Genomic DNA, 19749 nt, shown 5'->3' on the forward strand with positions numbered 1-19749 from the left:
TAAGCAACACAGGACTTTAATCAGGACAATCATCACCCATGTTAAAAAGGAAATTGAAACCAATCAGCCGTGTTGCGCGGATGTGGATTACTTACGCCATTTTTTGTTTGCTGGCGTTTGTGGTGCAGCCAGTAAAAGCCAATCAAGCCATTACCGACCAGGTTGCGGGTTGGAACCTGCGCGCATTTAACCTGAGTGCTGAAGCAAGGGAGCTGGAACTTGCCCAACAAATTCGTTTACAGCCACAAAATCGAAGTTTAGTCCCCCAATTATCCTCTTTGTCCACCCAGAATGAGTTGTTAGTTATTTCTGGTCGCATTCAAACACAAACTGATGATTTTAATCTGGTCATTAATAGTAATTTGCCAGGTTTTGTTCGCATAAACCAAAGGCAATATGCGCTCGAACCTTCACTAGCATTTAGCCAAGCAATCGACGTTAATCAAATTAATCAAGTGCAGATCATTCTGCAAAATACAGATTCAATCCTGCCTGTTGTTGACGCCAGCCTGCAAAGTCAAAGTACTTCAATAACCGCTGATTCTGCAATCGTTAACTCTATTCGCGACAGTCATACCTTAGACAGTGATAGCGACGGTTACCATAACGCTATTGATGCATTTCCGCTAAACCCAAGTGAATGGTCAGATTGGGACAACGATGGATTAGGTGACAATGCCGATGAAGATATTGATGGTGACGGTTTAGCCAATCAGCTAGATGCCATGCCGTTCAATGCCAAAGAGCAAAAAGATACAGACCAAGATGGTATCGGCGATAATACAGACGATGATATCGACGGAGACGCAATTGCTAACCAAGATGATGCTTTTCCTTTAGATAAAAATGCGGCAATCGACACCGATTCAGATGGCATAGCTGATTACTTAGATGACGATATCGACAACGATGGCACGCCAAACCAAAGCGATAAATTTCCTTACCAAGCGCAATACCAAAAAGACACGGATGCCGACAGTATCCCCGATGCCATTGATACCGACATCGATGGTGATGGTATCAGCAATGATATCGATGCTTTTCCTCAAGACGCAACAGCATGGTATGATATCGATAATGACGGTATTGCTGATGGCAATGACCCTGATATTGATGGTGATGGTGTTGTTAACGAATTAGATGCTTTTCCGCACAATGTTAATGCCAAAGCTGATTCGGACAATGATGGTATTGCCGATATTCATGACGCTGATCGCGATGGTGATGGCATAAGCAATGAGCAAGACTTTTTCGCATCGGATCCAACGACTTGGGCTGATTCTGATCAAGACGGTATAGCTGACCAAGCCGACTCGGATATTGATGGTGACGGTATTAACAATGAGCAAGATGCGTTTGCCTATAACCCTCAGTTCAACAAGGATACCGACAAAGACGGTATTCCCGATAGCCAAGACTTAGATAAAGATGGCGATGGTGTTCAAGACGACAATGACACTTTTCCGCTAGATGGCAGTGAATGGCTTGATACTGATAATGACGGTTTAGGTGATAACCAAGACTCAGATATAGACGGCGATGGTGTAACGAATGTTCAAGATGCCTTTGTTTATAATGCTTCCGAGTTTAGTGACCTTGATCAAGATGGTATTGGTGACAATGCCGATACGGATAAAGACGGCGACGGCGTAACTAACGGCCAAGATACTTTTCCAACTAACAAATCAGAATGGCAAGATTGGGATAATGACGGTATTGGCAGTCAAGCCGATACCGATTGGGATAATGACGGCGTAGTTAACAGCAATGATGCCTTCCCTTATGATCCAACAGAAAACCAAGATTTAGACCAAGATGGTATTGGCGACAATACCGACCAAGACATAGATGGCGATGGCATTGTTAATCAGCAAGATGCATTTCCAACCAATGCCGCTGAGCAACAAGATTGGGATGGCGACGGTATTGGCGCAAAAACTGATCAGGATTGGGACAATGATGGTGTCGCTAACTCATTAGATCGTTTTGTATTTAATGCCAATGAATTTAGTGATTTTGATCAGGATGGCGTTGGCGACAACTTAGATAACGATGATGATAACGACGGTGTTGCTGATGTTAATGATGCCTTTCCCAAAAATGTTTTAGCATGGTCAGATATCGACAGTGATGGTCAACCCGACCAAACTGACGAAGACCGCGATGGCGATGGCATAAAAAACCAACTGGATTTCTTTCCTAACGACCCGCAAGAAAGCGCCGATATGGACGGTGATGGTATTGGCGATAATGCCGACCAAGACCGTGACGGCGATACATTTAGTGTGCTGTATGACAAATTCCCTGATGACGCTAGCGAGTGGGCTGATCTTGATTTAGATGGCATTGGCGACAACTCAGATCCAGATCGCGATGGTGACGGATATCTCAACGAATATGATGCTTACCCCAATAACAAAGACAAACACGTATATGAAATTGGCCCAGACCTAGATAACGACGGCTTAGGCGATGATGTCGACCCTGATATTGATGGTGACCATATACTTAATGAGCTAGATGCTTGGCCGCGAGATAAGAAAAAAGGTTTAGACTCCGACGGTGATGGAAAGCCCGATAACAAAGACAATGATATCGATGGTGATCGAATCAATAATCGACGAGACAAGTTCCCGTTACTTGCTAGCGAATGGCAAGATTCAGATCGTGATGGATTGGGCGATAACACGGATCCGGATCGCGATGGCGACGGTATCGCTAATCATTTAGATGCCTTTCCCGATGATAAACGTGAGTGGCAAGATTTCGATAACGATGGTCGCGGCGATAATAAAGATAATGACGACGATAACGATGGCACCAACGACAAACGCGATAAATTTCCTTACAACGCCCAATTACAAAAAGATACCGATGGTGACGGTATCGATGATAGCCAAGACAACGATATAGATAACGATGGCGTGCCTAATGAGTTTGACGCTTTTCCAAATAATCGAGCGGAATGGTCAGACTTTGATGGCGATAAACGTGGTGATAACTCAGATAAAGATTGGGACAATGATGGTGTAGCTAACCATCTTGATGCTTTTCCATTTAACTCACGCGAACGAGCCGATATCGACGGTGATGGCTTAGGCGATTACGCTGACGATGATAAAGATGGTGATAGCTTTCCTGACTATCGGGACCCTTTCCCCAATGACGGCAGTGAATGGATAGATAGCGATTGGGATGGTATTGGTAACAATTCAGATCCGGATATTGATGGTGACGGCGTTGCCAATGAGCAAGATGCCTTTCCTTATAATCGCCAAGAACAATCAGATCTCGACGGCGATAATATTGGCGATAATCGTGACCAAGACAGAGACGGAGATACTTATGCTAACTGGGCTGATGCATTTCCTGATGACCCAACCGAATGGTTAGATATTGATCGTGATGGCATTGGTGACAATACCGATCCGGATCGCGACAACGACGGTATTCTCAACGAAGTTGATGAAATCCCCAATGGTATTTGGTTTAAATGGAAGAAAAAGCGTGATCGCCCAGATATGGATGGAGATGGTATTCCAGACTGGTGGGACTGGGATAAAGACGGTGATGGTATTGGCAACTGGGCTGATGCTTTCCCATTAGATAACACGCGCCATAAAGATACCGATCGTGATGGTATTGCCGACCAAGATGACCATGATATTGATGGCGATGGTGTCTTTAATGAATTGGACTTCTTCCCTGAAAACAAACGACTTAGCAAAGATACCGATGGTGATGGTTTTGCCGATGCTAGAGATTGGGATATCGACGGTGATCAAATTGAAAACTACAACGACCAGTTCCCGCTTAACTCGGCAGAAGTTCGCGACAATGACAAAGACGGCATTGGTGATCACTATGATCAAGACTTAGATAACGACAATGTTATTAACGCATTAGATGCCTTTGATTTCGACCCGTATGAGACAGCCGATATCGACAAAGATGGTATAGGTGACAATGCCGACCAAGACTTAGATGGCGATTTAATGCCGGATCAATGGGATGCGTTCCCTAGTAATGGATTGGCGTACCGTGATTCAGATGGCGACGGCATTGATGACAGTATCGACTCTGATCGTGATGGTGACGGCGTTGCTAATGACGATGATGCTTTCCCAGATAATGGCAATGAAAATGCTGACTTTGATGGCGATGGTGTTGGCGATAATACCGATCACGATATCGATAATGATAAACGTCACAACCTAATTGATGCTTTCCCTTATGATAAAAAAGAATGGGTTGATACGGATGGCGACGGCATAGGCGACAAAGCCGATAAAGACATCGATGGCGATGGTGTGACTAACAGAAAAGATAAATTCCCAACGTCAAATGTAGATTGGAGTGATTTAGACAAAGATGGTATCGGCGACAACAGTGATCCTGATATCGATGGCGATGGTACACCAAATGATAAAGACGATTTGCCTCTGGATAAACGTGACTTTTCTGATATTGATAAAGACGGTATTGGTGACACTCGTGATCCAGACATAGACGGTGACGGCATCCCTAATGAGGATGATCCACTCCCGTCAGGTTTGGGCAAAGATTTAGATAATGACGGCATTCCGGATGATCAGGATCCTGATAGAGACGGTGATGGTGTTATTAACGTTAATGACGCTTTCCCTGAAGATAAATCAGATTACTTAGACACCGACCAAGACGGTATTGGTGATAAAACCGACACAGATAAAGATGGTGACGGTGTATTAAATGCCAACGATCCTTTCCCAGCTGTTGCTTTATGGTTTACCGACAGCGATAAGGATGGTGTTGATGACAGTCGCGACTCTGATATCGACGGTGACTTTGTTGATGACGCGCAAGATGCTTTCCCGAATGACGCGAGTGAATGGCGTGATTTTGATAATGACCAAATTGGCGACTTAACCGATGCGGATATCGACGGTGATAATATTCCTAACGAATCCGATGCCTTTGCTTACAACCCATTAGAGTGGGTAGATAGCGACTTTGATGGCATAGGTGATAATCAAGATACCGATTGGGACAACGATGGTGTAGCAAATACCAGCGATGCTTTCGCTAACAATGCCAGTGAATGGCGTGATACCGATGGTGATGGCATTGGTGATAACAGCGATCCTGATATTGATGGTGATGGCGTACCTAATACAACTGATAAGTTTAGATTTAACGCTGAATATGCTCTTGATTTAGATAACGACAATATCCCAAATGCAATTGATACTGACAAAGACGGTGATCAAGTACTAGATATTCTAGATGCCTTCCCAACCGATCCTTTGGCTAAGTTTGATTTAGACTTAGATGGCAACGCGGATAGCAACGACTCTGATATTGATGGAGACGGGGTAGCAAATAACCTAGACGCGTTCCCAACTAACGCCAATGCGACAGTCGATACAGATAGTGATGGCGTTGCAGATAACGACGATTTAGATAAAGACAACGATGGTTATGTCGACTCCCTTGATAGCTTTGTATTAGATCCAAGCGAATGGCGTGATACTGATGGTGATGGAATTGGTGATAATAGTGATCCTGATATCGACAACGATGGCGTCGACAATGCAGATGACGCCTTTGTTACCAATGCATCAGCGAGCAAAGACTTAGATAACGATGGCGTTAGTGATGTTTTAGATACGGATATCGACGGTGATGGTATCGCTAATGTCTTAGACCAATTCGCTGAAGATGCAGCCTACTGGCGCGATACCGACAGTGATGGTATTGCCGACCAAAATGATCCTGATATTGATAATGACGGCGTTGCCAACGAGCAAGACCTGTACCCAACTAATGCCGCTGATTGGCGAGATAGCGATGCAGATGGTATTGCCGACAGTGTTGATATAGACCGCGATGGTGATGGCGTTAATAACTCGCTGGATGCCTTTGTTGATGATGCAACTGAATGGCTGGACTCAGACGCTGACTTAATCGGCGACAATAGTGATGACGACATTGATGGCGATGGAGTGTTGAATGCACAAGACAGCTTCCCAACTAATCCTAACGAGAGCACTGACTTTGATGTAGATGGGTTAGGCAATGCTATCGACCAAGACGATGATGGCGATAAATGGCTAGATCATCTTGATGCATTGCCCTTAAACGCCCTTGAATGGTTAGATACAGATCAGGATGGTGACGGTGATAATCATGATCCTGATATTGACAATGATGGCGTAGCCAACGCGCTAGATGCGTTCCCAACTAATCCAACTGAAAGCAAAGACAGCGACAACGATGGTGAAGGCGATAATTCAGATATAGAACGTGATGGCGATTCTGTTCTCAATACACTTGATGCTTTCCCAGATTTGGCAACCGAATGGACGGATATCGACGCGGATGGTCTGGGTGATAACCAAGATACTGATCGTGATAACGATGGCGCTCTAAATACTGATGATGCCTTTGCGTGGGACAGTCGTTATCAAGCCGATTTAGACGGCGACCTAATACCAGATGTTATCGACAGTGATCGTGATGGCGACCAAGTCGCTAACGACCTTGATGTATTTCCCGATGACGCTAGTGAATGGACTGATTTAGACAATGATGGCATTGGTGATAATAGTGATCCGGATCGTGATGGTGACCAAATAGCCAACGAGTCTGACGTATTCCCTGATGATGCTAGCGAGTGGGCAGACCTAGATAGCGATGGTATTGGTGACAATAGTGATCCCGATCGTGATGGTGATCAAGTAGCCAATGAGCTAGACGTATTCCCTAATGATGCTAGCGAATGGGCTGACTTAGACAAGGATGGTATTGGTGACAATAGTGACCCAGATCGCGATGGCGACCAAGTGGCTAATGAGTCTGATGCTTTCCCTAATGACGCTTCTGAATGGGCTGATTTAGATGGTGACGGCATAGGTGATAACAGTGATACCGATCGCGATGGTGATCAAATTGCCAATGAACAAGATGTATATCCGAATGATGTTTCACGCCAAACCTTAGAAGGTATAGCTAGCCTCTCAGTTGTTCAGCAAGATTATCTTGTTGAACTTAACTGGCCTAATTTCGCCGAGCAGCATATTGGCGTTACCAGTATCGCCAATCAATTTATTGTGCAACGTGCGGACTGGCAGCCTAATAATACTAACGTCGATTATCAAACCTTAACCACGCTAGATATTAGCGCCCAAACTTATACCGATACCTCGGTTGAAAATGGTAAGGCATACAAATACCGCCTATTAACTATTGCCAATACCTGGCAAAGCCCAACCCAAGGTTTAGCGGAACAGTTTGTTAGCTATAACGATATTCAAATCGCGCAACCGCAACTAGTACAAGAGTTTGATTCAATTGATATCGCTTGGCAGGCGTCGAGTACTTTAGGTGATATCGCCGATGAATACGTAATTTGGCGCCAACTTGGTCAAGATTTGGGGTGGCAACAAGTGGCTATCCTTAGTACTAACAATCAAATACAAGGCCAATGGCAAGATTTAGCGCCGATTGCTGATACTTTGCATCAATACCGGGTACAAGCGCGATTAAATCACTTTAATCCGATTACTAATACCACGGTAAGTAATGACGGCAATTACTCGGCAGTTCGTCAGCATATTCAACCCAAGTTAATACAAGCCGAGCTAATGCAGACGGCGAACGCTAATGTTTGGGGGGCGTCGCCAAATTATATTCGTTATATAGCCGTTGATAGCCGCCGTAATCTTCAAATTGTTGGACAGGTGTCAAATGCCATCGCTGATGTAGAATTGAGATTAGAATCCAGTTTAGGGCAAAGTGCTAATCTAATAGCCGTTAATGACGAACAGTTTGAACTAGAGTTGCCGGTAACTAGTAGTACAGAAACTTGGACTATGACAGTAACCTCGGTTACTGCTAGTCAAAAACAGCGTGCAACCATACAGCTAAATGTTGTTGAAGATCCTGTACTGCCAACGCTGCAACTCAATGCCAATCAAACCACGACCGAGCAAAGCACTATCGCCTTATCTGGGCAAGTAAACGACAACTTGGGTATTAGCCAAGTGCGCTTAATTAACTTAAATAACGATAGTCGCTACGCTGCACAACTTGAGTCGCCAACCGATACTAATCAGCAGGAACCGCTCAGTTTTAGTGGTCAAGTCTTATTAGATTGGGGCGACAATGCTATTGTGGTAGAAGTAACAGATATCGTGGGTAATGTTTATCGCCAGCAGCTTGCTGTAGAGCGCTTAAATGTAAGCTTACCTGTCTTATCCCTATCGACACCTGTCGCCAACAGCCAAGTTGATCAAGCTGAACTAACGGTAAGCGGTACGGTGCAAACTGATTTAGCACCATCGCAATTCACTGTGTCATTTGCTGGGCAGCAAGCTAGCTTGCAACGCCTAAGTGAGCGTTTGTACCAGTTTAGCTTTGTGGCGGTGACGCTAGCTGAAGGTGAAAACCAAATAAGTGTTACCTCAGAGTCTGTCGCCGGTAACGACCAAGTTGGCACTAAGGTGACGTTTGTGCCGCCTATAGTGGCCGAACTACCACAACTTCATATCATATCGCCGCAACCAAATAGCCAATTGAATAATAGTAACTTTTTGTTGGCAGGTAATATTATTTCGACTTTACCGCCAGCACTGACTATTGATGGTGTGGTTGTCGATTTACAACAAGTGTCTGCTAATAAATACGAGTTTAGATTTGGTGCTAGTTTTGACCCTAGCAATAACCAGCAAAGCTGGCACTTACAGGCCAGCCATGCCGTTGGTCAGTCCAGCCAAAACGTGACTTACAGCCAAGACAGTCTAGCGCCAACATTATTGGTTGATAATGCCTTACAAGCTCCACCATTAGTGAATACCTTGTTTGATAACCCATACACTATTAGTGGCACCTTGGTAGAGGCGAATCAACCGCGTTTATTACTCAATGGCTCATCCATAACCCTAACACCGGGCGCACAGGCTAACGAATGGCAATTTACTACTAATGTGCAGTTAACCGACAGTGCGCCTAGTGATATTAATTTAGTGGCCTTAGATGGTGCCGGTAACCGAGCTGAACTAAGCTGGATAGCGCAGTCAAGCTTGCGCGCCAACATAGATATTATTACGCCGCAAGCCCAGCAAAACTTTGTCGCACAAGCTGGCGATAGCTTGCTGTCATTGCGCGTGGCGGCGGAATTAACCGCCAATCACGCCGATATTCAACACTTGCAATTGCAAGTCAATAACGCCGCAGGTGACAATGCATTTAGCCAGCAACAAGTTTGGCAAGATGGTTTAATTAACCTTGAGGTGGATAGCCCGGTGCAAACGGGTGATTACACCTTATTCTTACAAGCGCGGGATAGCGGTGGACAAATACTGGCTCAACAAAGCGTGCAATACCAAGTTACCAATGAGCAAGATATTAGCCTTGCGGTTGTGCAACATAGCCCACAAGTCGCCGCTACTAAAGTCAACTACAACCAACCCTTGCAACTGACATTTAATAAGGTAATCGACCCGCAACAGTTAAGCATCAGTGTAAAACAAACATTAAATGGTAAAGCTTGGGTTAGCCAAGATGCATCGGGTACCAGCCCTTTAATGTCGCAAGGCGCGAGCTTACAAACCGTTAATAAAAATCAACAAGCCGTCACAGGTCAAATCGCCTTATCGCCAGATGGCAAATTAGTGAGCTATTACCCTGATACCCCATTTGATTATGGTGCCAAAGTGTTTGTTGAAGTTAACTATGACGAGCAAGAAATGCTCAGATACACCTATAGCATTCAACCCTTACCGACCTTTATCGACGGCGCGATTGTTGATGTGCAACGTAATCCACTCGTTAACTACCGAGTGGCCATTAGTGATGCCTTTGCTAACGAGCAAAGTGAGTTGCCAATCCAGACTGCAACCAATGGTGATGGCGTATACGGTTTTGGCTATACGGATACCCTTACTGATAACGACGAACCACTGGCCTCGGGTGATTACTTATTGCAGGTAAGCCCTGATATTGATGGCAGCTTAGTATCGGTTCAACATTTTGTGTCGATAACTGCCAATCAGCGCAACGCCTTGTCACAAATTACCGTACCGACCCTAAATAACCTTATCGCTAATCTGCTAGTAAGTGGTAATTCGCAACATAGTTTGGCACAAGGCGACCTCATTTTAGATTTAAACCAAGCGCAACTTGATTATCAAGGCCAAGCGCAAATGACAGTGATTGCCTATGGCCTAGACCTAATGCAATCCAATATGAAAATGGCGCAACGCTTAGCACCGCTCTATTTGTACGGCATACAACCGCAAGGCATTCAAGTGCAAGGGCAGATAGGTATTGATATGCAAGCGCCTTGGTTAAATGGCTCGACACAATACTTGCCGGAAGATGGCCAGTTTGTATTGGTATTTGGTCGTGCCACTGGCACCAATAGCTTAACGGTAGTCGGGGTTGCTGAGGTTAACGGCAGTCGCTTAGTTAGCCAACAGCTTGAGTCTTTAACCAGTTTAGACTTTATCGGATTTGGTTTACTAACCGCACAGCAGCAAGAGTTTGCGCTCCAATATCAACAGCAAGAAATAAGCCTTGCCCAATTAATCAGTGCTGTTAGCAGTGATGCATCAACACAGCTTAGCCAAACCCAAACAAATGGACTTGCAGGAGAATAATAAAACATGGCGTTGTTTAACTTAACATTTACCGACCGCAAATTCTGCGTTAAACACTGCAGTGTATGGTTATTGGGCTTGCTACTGCTATCGAGTTTATTTGTTTCCAAAATAAGTGTGGCGGCTGGCGGTTTCGATATCTGGAATGCTCAACATGGTTTTGTGGTGGGGCGCTCACTGATTTTATCTGAGTCAGGCAATTTAATTTGGGCAGAATATGATGAAAACGGTGGCGTAGTTAATCGTAGTTTTGCGGTACAAGAAGGCGATTTATCTAAAGGTTATGTGCTGCCTGCTAATGAGGTTTTAGCGCTTGTCCAAGTTTATCAACAATTACTGCAAGCCAACCCTGGCGCAGAACTGATTGATGCTAAAGCCTATCAAGCACTAGAGTACACCGCGCGCAATGGTCATAAAGTGATAAAACCAGCCACTAATGGCTACCGCTATTTTCTGGTTAAACCAGAAACCGCCATTTTGACGGGGTTAGAGTCGCCATTTTTAATGGGCTTTAAGTTTGATGTTGAAAGCGCAGTGGGCGCAGTTAGCGGTGGTGATAAGGCGGTATTGTTTGATAATCAACATCAAGTCGCCTTAACCAGCCCTTATACCGTATCACCGCTTAGTGGCTTTTACCGTGGTGAAGAAGACGGTGCACGTTTAGAAAATACCAGCCAACCCTATATGCCTATCTCTGGCGCTGGGGTTGAAATTATCGCACCGTTTCCCGGCTTCGCCACCACAGATGAAAACGGCTTATATCAAGCTCAGTATGGGGTATTGCCGTGTCCAGGTTTTGATTTTAGTTATACCACCCCAGCGGTAACCGAGGTTTGGTATAGCGCGTGGACACCCACAGGGCGTAAACCGCTTATGTTCCCGCAATTTCATCCGGGTTACACTTTATGCCAAGGCTCATTAGACAACCTGCAATACAGTAATACCTCGCTAACCGGCATAATGATGAATGTGCACTTACAGAGTATTATAGCTTCTCTACCTAGCGTGTTAACTTATCCGAGCAATTTTTATATTGATGCCCAGCTAATCAGTGGTGAACTGTTTTTAGCGAATCCGGGCAGTTCAATCGAGCTTGCGGCCAGCACAGAATACAAGTACCAAACGCCCAATTTCACCCAACGTACAACGAGTGTTAATGACTTTGACCAAGACGGTATAATCGACATTCATAAACAGGGCGACAACGTTATTCAATACGCGGGTGTTTTGGTTGATGGTGAGTTTGTGTGTGAAACTGAAGCAGACAAACAAACCCACTATGGCGTGTACTTATCGAGCAATAGCAGTGGCGAAACACCCGCTTGTGATAGCGACACAAACCTATTAACCCCAGTACCGGATTTAGTGCGTTTAATTGACCACAGCGCCGATTTAACTCACCAAGGCCTGCTATCCACCATCAGTAAAGAAGACCTGCAAGATACCGATATTTACGTATTTCGCAGTGGCAATGGCCAATTATTAATGGAGCAAAAAGGCCTAGCTGAATACGTAGTATCACCATTTAACCCTGGAACGCTTTTTGGTGTAAGCGAAAACGGCTTAACCTTTAGTAGCCTTATTCGTGGCTTTGATGGTTATGCGCAAACATTGTGGGGTTCTAACCCTTATAGTGAATACCTTAGCCACAGTAATATCAATCTTAATATTGCCAATGGTAGTTATGAGTCATTAGCACCGGGTGAGCCGATAGAGATTATCGCCATTAATCGTAAAACGGGTTATATGGGCAGCACTCGCAGCACCTTAGGCCAATTTAACTCAGGTGGGGTGGGCTATAGCGAAAATGTTATAGTAATGACGCCACCCAACCTCAAGGTAAAAGCCACGCGTAAATACAAAACGGAACACAACCTTGGCGAAAGTGATAGACCTAATGAGCACACCATTGCCTTTGAAGGCTCTGCGGCGAATACCGACACCTTAGTCACCATTGAAGTTGAATGGCTAAACCAAGATGGTACACCGTTACCACCGGGCTTGGCTGATTACGGATTCACCGGGCGTTTAGTTAAAGTCACCGACAGTGGCATGGAGCTAACCGAAGTTGGGCATTTTGATATTACTCCGGGTAAGCGTATTGAAAACGTACAAATCCCCACTGACCATGAATACAGTGAAACCTTCTACCTACAAATATCGGCTAAACCGCAACACGAGAATCCGACATTTGGTGATTTAGGTGCCAGTCCCGATGGGCCATTACAATATCGCCCTAAACACTATGTACCCTTTAAAGTGCCGGTTTATGATGAAGTGCTAGATGAACTTCAAAAAACACAATACAACGCCTTAAAAGCCGCGGGTGAACAAAACCTCACACCACCTGAAACCCAATACCAATATCGCTACCGCCCCGAGTATCAATTTAGTTTATTGGACTTTGAGCTTAAAAACTTTAAACGACAAACTGAAAATGACGGCACCGTCGCGATTGGCAGTGATGACAAAGGCTATATGATATCCAGTGATGATGTCGCGATTGATATCTTGTTTAGTATTAGTGATTATCAAACTGACGACTTAGAGCCTTTACCCTTTTTAGGCATAGGCCAACAACTGGTGATGGAAGTTGGCGGCAAAGAAGTTGAACTCACCTTAGGCGATGACCAACAACTGACCTTTAATAACCCGGCTGATTTACACCAACTAGAAGGCGAAGATTTTTTATTCCTACAACTGTACGACAACCAAGACCCAGATAATATCTTATGGGAATATGCGTTTCAGATGCTAACCGCCGATACCCGCTGGGCAGGGTATGACAATATAGGTGAAGACGGCACGATATATGTGAGTGCGGATGAGTTAGAGGTTCCCCTGCAAGGATTGATTGTTGGATATGATGAAGATTTAGGACCCGCGGACCTTAAATGGAAAACCACAGGCGCAGGGTCTGGAACCACTCAAGCTGATAGCCAAAACAACACCTCACTTGGCTATTCCTCTGCGACATTCACTGCCGATTGTACGGCTGGCTCAGTTAATACTGCAGAGATAATGTACGGGGACACGAAAGCCACCGTTGGCCCGATTGAAACCTTACCGGGTAAACCCGATTCAACCATTATCAGGGTTAATGGAACCCGAGTTACCGAAGCGACAACAGATTTAAAAACCTACCTGCTAGGCCATAAACCCATCCCAATAGAAATTACGGTAAAAGACCAATGCGGTAACTTAGTCAGTGACGGCACCAGTGTCGAGATAAGCATTGAAGGCCACGCGGTAGTAACAGTTGATGACCCGGGCACCATTGACGGAAAAGTCTACGCAACCGTTGAAGGCGCCTCGTTACCGAGTACTGATAACTTCTTAGTGGTGAAAAGTGGAACCGTACCGCAAATCAAAGTCCCGTTTGTGGTACAGCCATTAACAGTTGAGATTAGCGACTACCTTATCAGCATGGAAGACCGCAGTATTCAGCCCATCACAGTTACGGTAACCGATGACGACGGTGACGTTGTGGTGGATAAAGAAGTCATTTTTGAAAGCAATGGTGGTCGATTTAAACAAGGTATTGTCACCACTAACAGTGACGGTATTGCCACAGGTTACCTGCACACAGGCTTTCACCCAATTGACGACCTAAAAATATCAGCCAGAGTAGGGCTAACATTTGGTGATACGGTAACAAGCAAAGTCATCCCACAAACAGAGGGGAATGGTTACCTACAAACTAAAGATGCTGTGGTGGTGGGTGATGAAACCCAAGCAGGGCACGCAGAATACACCCGCTATGATGGTGCCAATATCGCATTAGCCTATGACACCCAAGCCAATATAACCATTAACGGCACGATAGGGCAAAGCCATGAAATCACCTTAGGGACATTGGCCGACCCCAACTTAATGCCATTAGCGGTATACCACTTAAACGAAGCAGCAGATGATGCTGACACCATCACCGAAGCCACAGGTACGCTGGCGACCAGTGCCTATAATACCGAGCTATCAAACGACCACCCAAGTGCAGGTTACAGTACCTACTTTAATCAGCAGCAAAGCAGTTACCTATCAGCCCCCCTGACAGACAAAATTAAACCGACCAATGGCGTTAGCTTTAGGGTAGATATAAAACCACAAACCCAACTCAATGCAGCACAACAAACGGCAGATATATTTAATATGGCGGGCGGCGCGCATAAGCTGACGCTCAACCAAGATAACACCTTAAGTTACACCATATATAACGATGCAGGTGAACAAACAGTTACATCAGCGCCTATAAACCTAAACCAATGGTACCAAGTGGCAGGGCAATACCATAATGGTCAGTTAACACTACAAATAAATGGCACCCAATATAAACAAGCCACAAATAACAGTGCCTTAAACTACGGAATTACCAGTAAAGGATTAACGGTAGGTGAAGGTTATACCGGTTATATCAGTAGCTTAAAATTCTTTAACCCTAACAGTGCGCCGTTAGTTACGTTTAATAATAACCAAACAACTCAAACGGTTAACTTAAACCAAACGAGCCAAGACTTAAGCATAAAAAGTACAGGCTTACTGAATGCCAATAACCAACAGCTAAACCAACTGCGTATTGGGGTAAACCACCAAGGGCAACAAACCTATGTAAGTGTTATCAGTAAATCACTGTTCACCCAACTCTCCAGCTATCAACTAAACACCTTGCAACCACAAGGTTACCCAACGGTTTACCAACGACAGCAATACCAAGGTATCCCGTTTATCCCAATGGCGCATGCCAACATATTTGACTTTAGCTGGGATGACGCCTTTGATAGTTTAAAAAGTGTGGCAGGGTTTATCTTACCGTTTGAAGCCATAGGTACCTTTTACGAACAAACCAACTACTTAATGGATGGCGACAGCCGCTTTGATGAACTAGAGTTAGCCTTGGCGGGTATAGAAATACTCACCATAATCCCGATAGCTAAACCACTACTGGCGATAACCAAACCGTTAAAGCTGTTTATTAGGCCACTGAAAAGCAGTAACCCTAAATTCATAAAAGCGCTGGGTGATGTAATTGGTAAACTGGGAGATGACATTGTTAAAGGTAAGTTTGATAAGGCGATAAATTTACTGCCAATGATGTTAATTATGGGTGAAATGCTCAGCGATGCAGAAGCACGGCAAGGGCTAATGGTAATGGTTAATTCGATTACCAGTGCAGATGATATCTTTGCGTGGGCAGATTATTTGAGTTTGCCTGCTGATGGTTGGGAGGGGGATGAAGTACCTGAAGTTGTTTTAAACCCTTCGTACCCAGAAGACGCTTTTTATGGTGTGCCTTTTATAAACAAGGCGTGGGCAGCTAAAACTAGGTCTCGTATCAATGGTGTAGAAATTGGAAAAATGTTTACTGATATAAACAAACAATTTAAAAGTAAACTAAGTGACGATCCTACGCTATTGACCAATACATTAAAAAATATAGGAAAGCCAATGCGGCGAACAAAAGTTGTGGCTATGAGAAAGCTTGTATTTAACAAAAACATGTTAAAAAGTTCATTGTCGATAATGGGGTTTGCAGGAAGTAAAAACTTGGTTAACTTGATTAAAAATGGAACTGGTATGCGAATGTCTCCTTTATCATTTATCGGAGTTATTTCTTACTTAGAAACTAGAATGAATAGTGAGGTTTGTAAGGAATTACCTAACTGTAAGTATATTTCCAGTATACAGTTACAAAACAAAATCCGTACAAAATATGCTTTGGCATTAGGTAACTATTTAGCTGGTAATATTACTAGTCTAGCTAATCAAGAAGTGGGTGCCGCATTTCATTTAGCAATGATTGCTGTAAAGCATTTTGAATATGAAGCAACAGGAAAAAATGCAATCGTAGGTATAGAATCTACAAAAAATATTCCAATCTATCAATATACTTCTACCAAGAATAACTCCGTTGACGTTGTCGATGAAAAAACACGATATGTTGATATAGTTCTAGCTGGGAAATCTAAAGAAGTATGGGTTGAAGTTAAAAGTTTAGAAGGTCCATTCGTATCTGATAAATGGAGACAATGGAGACCTCTTCGGCAACCAAAACATAATGCCAATATGAAGCAATTTAGTCTCGATCGAATTGGAGCAACATTTAACGAATTTATTGGTGCAAACAATCCATTGTATAATAAAGCTGAACGTATTGAATGGTGGTTACAGAGTTTTCAAAATAAAACTAAGAGACAAGGAAATAAAATAAATGGGTATCGAAGAAATGATATCTCAAAGTTAGATAACATTTTGGCGAAATTTCCAACCTCTAAGCTATTGCAAGCAAGTTTTGGCTTAAAAGATAAATCGGACAATACCAAGTTTGCAAAAAATGTTAAAGATGGTTGTTTCATCAATACATTTTCAATAAAAAACTGGTTAAAGAGCCCGTCCGTGAAAAACGTATTATTACAAGGTTTTGCGCAAGAGCTTATAGATGAGTTTGCTGATGACACATTTGAAGCTGCAAATATAGATCCCGAGGAATTATCACTATGTCAGATACAATAAATAAACTTAACGAGATAATTAATAAATCTGCTTGGTTGGTAGAGGATAAAGAATGGATAAAAAACCGCAAAACTAAGTGGCGAGATTTGAGTAGGGCATTAAAGCAAGATAAAAAAATGAGCTCTAAAGAACTCGCGTTTTACAAAAGCTACTACATAACAGGTTTTTTAGATGCACAAGTCTACGAATCTCGTTGCCCTGATTTATACACATTATATTTAATGATGTTTCATGCTGATCAAAATGAAAGTAGCTTGACTAATCTATATCTACAATTAGTTGGATACCTTTGTGATGAAAGAAGTTTGATTGGTGAGTTTTGCAGAATTCAGCCTAGTGTATCCCTTGGCCATAGCGAAAAAGGATACTTTGACGGTAAGGAATCAGTTTATTGTAAACTTCTATATGGTGAAACGGCGTCAGATTTTTCGTCAACTATGGAAGCAAATAGTTCTTTGTTTTTCGTGGGTTTTTGTCAAGAGAGTATTGAATTATTACTTTCGGAAAACTCTTATATCCATTCTATTTATTTTTATCTCGTAGATTTTTCTTTTTATACTGCAATAAATACTGAATTTGAAAGGGCTCCTAATCATGTTTACATAAGTCAATTTTTGCAATTGATAGTTGCTTATGAACAATTAGATCCTTTTAAAGACTCTGATTTAGAACGCCATACATCTGCTTGGAGGTTGGTTAAAGCTGTAAGGGAAAAACTTCAACAAAGTAACTTACCGGACAAGCTAAGGGAAATGTGGGAATTCACTCAAACTGAAAAAGGAAAAACTCAAAGATTTGAATATTTTCAAGACAGATACCCAATATTAAAGCAACTTGCTGACAGTGCTTAATTTTAAAATGTATTGTTTGACTGAGTGACCCCGGAGTTTCTGACTTTGCTAAGCATGGGTTATTTGATGATGCCTAAGAACTAATAGAACTGGAGTTAGATTGATGTACTGGCTAACAAACGATATAAACTGGATGAAGCAACGAACGTCTGATTGGAAGGTTATTAGGAAACTGACCTGGTCAACCATTTTGTGACAACTCAGTTAAGCAGCTTTCTGTAATTGTGCCATTTCTGCCTCATATTCATTCGGGCTCTTGTAGCCTAAATAAGAATGAAGCCGTGTGCTATTATAAAACATGGTGATGTAGCTTAGTATGTCCTGCTGGGCTTCGTGTCGAGTTTGATAGTGCTGCCATTGAACTCGCTCTTGCTTTAAACTACCAAAGAAGCTTTCTACAACCGCATTGACGCTCCTATGTCAAGGTCAGCTTAACTTAGAAAGGTCTGATACGATAATTGGATATAGCTCTCTAGCTATATAACGCTTCAAGCAACGCTGAATTTCTTTATTTGATTTCCCTTCTGACGAACGTTTTTCTACGTATTTCCTTGTTCTAAAGTCACTTCTCATTCTTATCAAGGCCACTGTCCATAAGGCATTGTTGGCATCTCTAGCTCCTCCACGATTAAGCCTGTGGCGTTGTTTTTTACCAGATGAGGCATCCAATGGACTAACGCCACATAAAGCAGCAAACGATGATTCTTTTCTTAGACGCTCAGGGTTATCACCGGTGAATTCCGGGGTCAGGTCTTTACTTTTGCGTAATTTATAAATTGAACTAGACTTGGATGTCATGAATATAGATAAAAGGATTTTGTTATGGCTAGGCCGCTGCGCATTGAATTTGACGGCGCGTTTTATCATGTAACGTCACGGGGTAATGCGCGTCAAGACATCTACCTCGAACCGCAAGATTACCTATTGTTTCTCGATACACTTGGCGATGTTTGTCAGCGCTACAATTGGCGAATACATGCCTATTGTTTGATGACAAATCACTATCATTTAGTGGTTGAAACGCCAGAAGGAAACCTGTCTTTAGGAATGCGCCAACTCAATGGTGTTTACACTCAAAGATTTAATCGAAAACGTGGTCGCAGTGGTCATGTGTTTCAAGGCCGCTTCAAAAGTATCTTGGTTGATTCAGATACCTACTATAAAACTCTTATTCGATACGTTATTCAAAATCCGCTTCGCGCCAAGATGGTTAATCACGTAAGTCAGTATAATTGGAGTAGTTATCCAGCCATGGTAGGTATGTGCAATAATCCAGACTGGTTAGTGAGAAAAACCGTATTAGCGCGTTTTGCCAAACCAGAAGCCAAAGCTATTGAGCTTTTTAAACATTGTATAGAGCAACAATCAGAAGCTGATTTTTGGCAAGCCATTAGTCATCAGATATTTTTGGGCGATGAAGCATTTGCTAAGCGTTATTTGCCCAACGACAATGAGCAACCTGTAATTAGTGAAATACCCAATGTCCAGCAAAGGCGACAAGCAGAGTCATTAGCGTATTATCAAAAAACGTACCCCAAAAGAAGTGAGGCGATAGTTGCAGCTTATCAAAGTGGCGGTTATACGCAGAAGAAAATAGCAGACTATTTTGGATTACATTACACAACTGTGAGCAGGATAATAAAGAAGGCTGATAATGTGTGATGCAAAAGTAAAGACCTGACCCCGGAGTTCCATTTGGTGATACGGTAACAAGCGAAATTAAACCGAAAACCAATGGTAATAGTTACCTA

At 43.1% G+C, this 19749-nt stretch carries 4 protein-coding genes and 2 pseudogenes; 4 read left to right on the forward strand and 2 right to left on the reverse strand.

Annotated features, from left to right (window positions below; translation table 11 throughout):
• Nucleotides 1-38 precede the first annotated feature (38 nt).
• The 3 genes from C2869_RS22815 to C2869_RS07350 are packed head-to-tail and all read left to right on the forward strand — an operon-like array spanning nt 39 to nt 17998.
• On the forward strand, nt 39-10640 hold the full coding sequence (locus C2869_RS22815) for a thrombospondin type 3 repeat-containing protein (RefSeq protein ID WP_108602326.1): 10602 nt from the start codon (nt 39-41) through the stop codon (nt 10638-10640).
• Between the two features lie 6 nt (nt 10641-10646).
• Nucleotides 10647-17147, forward strand: coding sequence for a LamG-like jellyroll fold domain-containing protein (locus C2869_RS07345; protein ID WP_108602327.1), 6501 nt, complete (start codon nt 10647-10649; stop codon nt 17145-17147).
• A complete protein-coding gene (locus C2869_RS07350) occupies nt 17132-17998 on the forward strand; it encodes a hypothetical protein (RefSeq protein ID WP_108602328.1) in 867 nt (288 codons plus the stop codon). Before C2869_RS07345 ends, C2869_RS07350 begins: the two co-directional genes overlap by 16 nt.
• A gap of 204 nt (nt 17999-18202) precedes the next feature.
• Here C2869_RS07350 and C2869_RS07355 read toward each other — a convergent pair.
• Together C2869_RS07355 and C2869_RS07360 are read right to left on the reverse strand one after the other, a co-directional pair.
• Nucleotides 18203-18406, reverse strand: a pseudogene (locus C2869_RS07355) (IS3 family transposase); the annotation flags it as partial.
• Nucleotides 18407-18424: 18 nt separating this feature from the next.
• Nucleotides 18425-18730 (reverse strand): annotated as a pseudogene (locus C2869_RS07360) (transposase); the annotation flags it as partial.
• A 90-nt stretch (nt 18731-18820) separates the two neighbouring features.
• Between C2869_RS07360 and C2869_RS07365 the strand changes: the two are divergent.
• Nucleotides 18821-19660, forward strand: coding sequence for an REP-associated tyrosine transposase (locus C2869_RS07365; protein WP_108602329.1), 840 nt, complete (start codon nt 18821-18823; stop codon nt 19658-19660).
• The last annotated feature ends 89 nt before the right edge of the window (nt 19661-19749 follow it).

It is taken from the genome of Saccharobesus litoralis, from assembly GCF_003063625.1.
GTDB classification, from domain to species: Bacteria; Pseudomonadota; Gammaproteobacteria; order Enterobacterales; family Alteromonadaceae; genus Saccharobesus; species Saccharobesus litoralis.

Bases quoted from the DNA above. Each gene is read 5' to 3' on its own strand.
- C2869_RS22815 (WP_108602326.1), top strand. From the start codon at position 39: ATGTTAAAAAGGAAATTGAAACCAATCAGCCGTGTTGCGCGGATGTGG.
- C2869_RS07365 (WP_108602329.1), top strand. From the start codon at position 18,821: ATGGCTAGGCCGCTGCGCATTGAATTTGACGGCGCGTTTTATCATGTA.
- C2869_RS07350 (WP_108602328.1), top strand. From the start codon at position 17,132: ATGTCAGATACAATAAATAAACTTAACGAGATAATTAATAAATCTGCT.
- C2869_RS07345 (WP_108602327.1), top strand. From the start codon at position 10,647: ATGGCGTTGTTTAACTTAACATTTACCGACCGCAAATTCTGCGTTAAA.